The organism is Streptomyces sp. NPDC059900 (assembly GCF_050270335.1).
GTDB lineage: Bacteria > Actinomycetota > Actinomycetes > Streptomycetales > Streptomycetaceae > Streptomyces.
Genome location: NZ_JBNNJZ010001091.1, coordinates 1 through 1,371, shown reverse-complemented (window position 1 = coordinate 1,371; position 1,371 = coordinate 1). Strand labels below are relative to the sequence as shown.

Below are 1,371 nucleotides of genomic sequence, written 5' to 3'. Positions count from 1 at the left end.
GGGCCCCCCCCGCCCCCCGGCGCCGGTGTGTCTGCTCTGTGCGGTTGTCGTGCCCGAGCCGTCGCCCCGAGTCGGACGGCGCCGGGTGCTCTCGCGCGGCCTGGAGCTAACTTTCGGCCAGGATGTGCGAGAGCTCCGTATCCAGATCGAAGTGGCGGTGTTCCGTACCGGGCGGCACGGCCGCGTCCGTTCGCTTCAGGAAGGATTCCAGGGCCCGCGCCGGGGCTTCGAGCAGAGCCTCACCCTCAGGGGAACTCAGGGCGATGCAGACGACGCCCTGACCGTGGCTCCGGGACGGCCAGACTCGGACGTCGCCGGTTCCGGTGGGCCGGTGAAGGCCCTCGGCGAGGAGGTCGCGGGCAAACACCCATTCGACTGTCTCCTCGGCTCCGGTGTGGAAGGTGGCGTGCACGGCATAGGGATCGGCCGTGTCATACCGCAGTCCTGCGGGAACAGGCAGTGAGGACTCGCTCGACACAACGAGGCGCAGGTGCAGCTCGCAGCTGACCGTGGTGTTCATAAGCGCCAGGGCCTTTCGCTCAGTGTGCGCTCGGGGATTCGCACGTCGGCGAAATCGACATGCCACCTACGGTGCCGTTGTAAACCCCTCTGAGGGTTTTGGGTGTCTTTAGGTAGCTCGTACGGCGGGTTGTTTGTTCGGGACGTACACCCATTCCAGTGACCGGTTTCCGTCCGGTAGGGTTTGGCCGTATGAATACGGGGAGTAACGAGCCGGGGGTTGCGGAAACAATCGCCGGTACGAAGGACGAGCAGCCGCTCGGATCGCGTGCGCCGGAGTTCATCCAGGCCCGCAGGGCGCTGCACCTCAGCTGGCAGGTGGGCGTCTTCATCGTCGGCCTCGCCGTGGTCGTCGCGGGCATCATCATGCTGCCGCTGCCCGGACCGGGCTGGCTGGTGATCTTCGGGGGAATGGCGATCTGGGCGACCGAGTTCGTCTGGGCCCAGCTGGTGCTTCGCTGGACGAAGCGGAAGGTCACCGAGGCCGCGCAGCGTGCGCTCGACCCCAAGGTGCGCCGCCGGAACATCATCCTGACGACCATCGGCCTGGTGATCATCGCCGTGCTCGTGGCGATCTACGTCTGGAAGTTCGGCCTCGAGATGCCGTGGAAGATCAAGGAGTGACCTCCGGGTGACTCCGGGCGGTCGGAGGCACCCGCTGACATGCGGTAATGTTCTCCCTGCGCCGGGGGCGATTAGCTCAGTGGGAGAGCGCTTCGTTCACACCGAAGAGGTCACTGGTTCGAACCCAGTATCGCCCACCCCGAATCTGCGGCCCGGAGGCTTTCAGCCTCCGGGCCACAGTCGTATTCGCGCCCTTTTCCGTGCGGCACAAGGGAATTGATGCCCCGT

The 1,371-nt window shown here is 66.1% G+C and carries 2 protein-coding genes and 1 tRNA gene; 2 read left to right on the top strand and 1 reads right to left on the bottom strand.

From position 1 onward, the window contains the following. Positions 1 to 106: 106 nt before the first annotated feature. The gene (locus ACQKIP_RS47485; protein ID WP_003959770.1) at positions 107 to 520 is read right to left on the bottom strand and encodes an SsgA family sporulation/cell division regulator; all 414 of its coding nucleotides are present in this window, start codon (positions 518 to 520) and stop codon (positions 107 to 109) included. A 191-nt stretch (positions 521 to 711) separates the two neighbouring features. On the opposite strand from ACQKIP_RS47485, the gene ACQKIP_RS47480 reads away from it, so the two are divergent. Then, positions 712 to 1,143, top strand: coding sequence for a TIGR02611 family protein (locus tag ACQKIP_RS47480; protein ID WP_365866549.1), 432 nt, complete (start codon positions 712 to 714; stop codon positions 1,141 to 1,143). Between the two features lie 65 nt (positions 1,144 to 1,208). After that, positions 1,209 to 1,280: transfer RNA gene (locus ACQKIP_RS47475), tRNA-Val, on the top strand. The last annotated feature ends 91 nt before the right edge of the window (positions 1,281 to 1,371 follow it).

Bases quoted from the DNA above. Each gene is read 5' to 3' on its own strand.
- ACQKIP_RS47485 (WP_003959770.1), bottom strand. From the start codon at position 520: ATGAACACCACGGTCAGCTGCGAGCTGCACCTGCGCCTCGTTGTGTCG.
- ACQKIP_RS47480 (WP_365866549.1), top strand. From the start codon at position 712: ATGAATACGGGGAGTAACGAGCCGGGGGTTGCGGAAACAATCGCCGGT.